The organism is Streptomyces europaeiscabiei (assembly GCF_001550375.1).
Taxonomy (GTDB): domain Bacteria; phylum Actinomycetota; class Actinomycetes; order Streptomycetales; family Streptomycetaceae; genus Streptomyces; species Streptomyces europaeiscabiei.
This window is the reverse complement of sequence record NZ_LRTR01000667.1, coordinates 1-3,780: the sequence shown is the minus strand read 5'-3', so window position 1 is coordinate 3,780 and position 3,780 is coordinate 1. Positions and strand designations below refer to the sequence as shown.

At 74.4% G+C, this 3,780-nt stretch carries 3 protein-coding genes; all 3 read right to left on the bottom strand.

Annotated elements, in window-relative coordinates; genetic code table 11:
- Positions 1–861: AfsR/SARP family transcriptional regulator (locus AWZ10_RS32595; RefSeq protein ID WP_107417539.1), on the bottom strand; the 861-nt coding region annotated here is incomplete at its 3' end.
- Positions 858–2,609 carry an AMP-binding protein gene (locus AWZ10_RS32590; RefSeq protein ID WP_060892782.1) on the bottom strand — a complete coding sequence of 584 codons (1,752 nt, stop codon included), beginning with the start codon at positions 2,607–2,609 and terminating at the stop codon, positions 858–860. The genes AWZ10_RS32595 and AWZ10_RS32590, both read right to left, overlap by 4 nt.
- The gene (locus tag AWZ10_RS32585; RefSeq protein WP_159058428.1) at positions 2,606–3,472 is read right to left on the bottom strand and encodes a helix-turn-helix domain-containing protein; all 867 of its coding nucleotides are present in this window, start codon (positions 3,470–3,472) and stop codon (positions 2,606–2,608) included. The genes AWZ10_RS32590 and AWZ10_RS32585 overlap by 4 nt, the downstream gene beginning before the upstream one ends.
- Between the last annotated feature and the right edge of the window lie 308 nt (positions 3,473–3,780).

Here is a 3,780-nt window from a genome sequence, read left to right as displayed (position 1 = left end):
ACCGCCAAAGGGCGGGGCGTCCGCCGCGTCCTTGGCCGGCAGCGGGCCCGGCCCCGTCACGGCGGCGGCCGGCTGCGGCAGTGTCTCGTTGAGAACGTCCTGCTGCAGCCGCTGCAGCCGCTCCGAGGGCTCGATACCGAGTTCGTCGACGAGCCGGCGCCGCAGCCGGGTGAACGCCTCCAGCGCCGTGGCACGCTGCCCGGACCGGTGCGCGGCGAGCATGAGCTGGGCGGCGAACTCCTCGTGGAAGGGATGGTCCGCGGTGAGCTGGTGCAGTTCCCCCACCAGAGCGCGGTGGCGGCCCAGTTGCAGGTCGGCCGTGACACGCAGCTCCAGCGCGCCGAGCCGCGAGTCGGCGATCTGCGCGATCTGCGCCGCCAGGAGCGGCCCGGCGTCCAGTCCGGCGAACGGTTCGCCCCGCCACAGCCCGAGCGCCTGACGCAGCAGGTGCGCCGAGGCGCGGGGATCACCCTCGCTCAGCGCGGTGCGCGCGCGCACGACGCCGTGCTCGAACTCCCACAGGTCCAGTTCCCCCGGCCGCAGGTCGATGCGGTAGCCGCCGGGGCCGGTGCGCACCCGATCGCTGGGATCCGCGGGGCACTTGAGGGCCTTGCGTATCTGGTACACGTACGTCTGGACGGTCTTGCGGGCCAGGCGCGGCGGGTCGGACTCCCACAGTTCCCCGATCAGGGCCGAGGTCGACACCAGACGGTTGGCGCTCAGCAGCAGCACGGCCAGCGCGCGCCGGGCCATGGGCGCGGTGGGCGTACGGTCCTCGCCCTGGGTGCGGACCTCCAGCGGCCCGAGCACCCCTATCCGCAGCGCACCGCCGTCCGTGTCGGCCGGTACGGAGTCGTTCATGGTGTCCTCTCCATCACGGGCTGCGCACCGCGGGCGTCACGGGTGACGGGCGCGGTGCGCGGGGCGACGTGGTTGCTGTTCGGCCGCGGTGCGGGCCCGCCGCCGGCGGGGTCCGCGTCGCGTGTCTCGTACCAGTGCCGCATGCGGGAGCGGCGGAGCTTTCCGATGCCGGTCCTGGGGACGTCCTGGGCGTGCACCGGCACGACCTGGTCGATGTGCAGACCGAGGCGGTCCGCGATCCGTGCGCGGATCAGGGCCGCGGCCTGCTCGGGCCCGGTGCCGGGCCGCGGGTGGTAGAAGACGGCGAGTTCCTCTCCCTCGGGGCCGGTGACCGGGCAGGCCACCGTGTGGGCCGGCGCGACGAAGTCCAGTTCCTCCACCGCGGCCTCGATCTCGTGGCTGTGGCAGCGCACACCGGCGCGCTCGATCAGATCGCCGGCCCGGCCGGTGACGGTGAGGACGCCGCCCTGGACGAAGGCCAGGTCCCCGGTGCGGAACCAGCCGTCGGCGGTGAAGGCGCGGCGCGTGTGCTCGATGTCGTCGAGGTAGCCGGGGGTGACCGAGGGGCCGCTCACCTGGAGGTGGCCCGGGGTGCCCGCCGGGACGGGCTCGTCCTGCTCGTCGACGCAGCGCACCGCGGTGCCGGGCTGGGGCCGGCCGGCCGGGACGTAGCGCGTGCCCCCGGGGTCCAGGTCGGACAGCCGGCAGTCGACGACGCCCGCCGCCGTCTCGGACATGCCCCAGCCGGGGAACATCGCGTCCGGCGGCAGGCCGAAGGGGGCCAGCAGCTCCATGAAGCGCCGTACCACCGAGGCGTGCACGGCCTCCCCGCCGTTCATGAGGTACCGCAGCCGGCTCAGGTCCCAGTTCTCGCCGGGCAGCCGGTGCGCCTGGTCGTTGACCAGGGACAGGGCGGAGTTGGGAGCCCATGTGGTGCAGGCCCGGTGACGGTCCAGGAGGGCGAGCCAGCGCAGCGGGTCGGCGAGGACGTGTTCGGGGCGGGCGTGCACCTGGTGCGCCCCGAGGAACACGTCGCGGACATGGAACAGCAGCAGTCCGCCGGCGTGGTCGAGCGGCATCCAGTTGACGCTGCGGGTCGTGGCACCGAGCCCGTTGGCGCGGGCGGTCGCGGCGCTGCGGCTGAGGATGTTGCGGTGGGTGAGCATCACGGCCTTGGGCGTGCTGGTGGAGCCCGAGGTGAGCAGCAGGACGGCGAGGTCGTCCGGGCGGGACGGGTGCCGGCGGTGGTCGGGGTGCTCTGCGCGCAGCTGGTGGGGGTGGCCCAGCCAGGACCTGGCCCAGCCGGGGTGTGCGCGGGTGCGCGCGGCCGGGTGCTGGTCCGGTCCGGTGACGGTGTACGGCCTGCCGTAGCGGTTCCACACCGCATCCAGCAGGCCGGGGGCGGCGGCCCGGGCGGCGGGTGTGGTGCCCGTGCCCACGGGCAGGGGGACGAAGCCGCCCAGTACGCAGGCCCAGAAGGTGGCCAGCAGGTCCGGCTGGTGGGCGACGTGCACGAGGACCCGGTCCCCGGGCGTCACTCCCGCCGCCCGCATCCCGGCCACCAGCCGGCCGGCCTCGTCGTGCAGCCGGGCGTAGCTCCACCGTGTTTCGCCGCCGTCGGTGTGGACGAAGCACAGGCCCTGGGCGCCGGAGGTGAGCGCGGCCCGCGTGAGCGCGGTGCCGAGCGTGGCGTACTTCTGGTGCGGGGCGGGGCCGCCGTCCAGCAGTGAGACACCGAAGGAGGTCATCGGGTGTCACGCTCCCTGCGGTAGTCCCGGGGCGTGGTGCCGTAGCGGTCGCGGAAGAGCCGGCTGAAGTGGGACGCCCCGTACAGCCCGGCCCGCTCCCCGATCAGGGCGACGGGCAGGTGGTCCAGGGCGGGGTCGGCGAGTTCGGCCCGGCAGCGGGCCAGCCGTTCGTCGCGTATCCAGCGGGCCGGGCTGAGGCCGTACTCCTGGAAGACCTTCTGGAGGTAGCGCAGGGAGACGTTGTGCTCCCGGGCGATGGTCACCGGGCTGAGGCCGGGCTCGGCCAGTTGCCGGCGGACGTAGGCCTGGATGTGCAGCATCAGCGCCTGCCGGGCGATCTGCGGGTCGTCGGCGACCTCGCGCATGCGTTCGGCGAACAGTGCCGCGGTCAGCCCGACGACGCTGCCGCCGAGCAGGTCGACCGCGGTCTGCACCTCCCTGCCGTGCCGGCCGAGCCCTTCCAGCAGGGAGGACAGCAGGGCGGCCAGCCCCTCGGCGCCCGACCAGCAGCGGGCCGTCAGGCGTGCGGCCTCCGCCCCGGTCAGCCCCACCAGGCGGTGGGTGACCATCACGTCCACCAGCCGGTAGTTCTCGGGCATGACCACCTTGTAGGGGCGGGTGCTGTCGTAGCAGAGGAGCTGGGGGGCGCGCACCGCCGCGTGCCGGCCGTCCTGGACCACCCAGAGGGATCCGGTCAGCGGCCGGCACACCCGCAGGAAGCCCGCGGCCTGCGGGTCGATCTGCCGGGCCGGACGCACCAGTTCCCCGGGGCCGCCCTTGACCAGGGACACCCGTACCTCGCCGAACTGGTGGGTCCGCATCGTCCCGTCGAGGGGTTCGTCGTGTTCCCTGACGATCTGCACGCCCCCGCGTCCGGCGCTCGAGGGGCCTTTGCCGGACGCGGGAAGGACGGCGCGCACCGGCTTCGGTTCGTCGAGGCGTAACACCGCATCAACCTCCATCCATGCGTCGGGACGGAGTCGGCCGTCGGGCGGCGGTCCGTCGCCCCACCATGTAAACATACCCGCATGCCGGTATCCCAGTTGCATCGGAGGATTCGATGCGACGAGGTCCGCCGCGGGCGCGCTGCACCAGGGCGGACGGCCGGCGCGCTTGCGCGACGGCCCGGCGGGGCGTTCACCTCGGGGCGGCGGCGGTGCTCCCCCCGTCC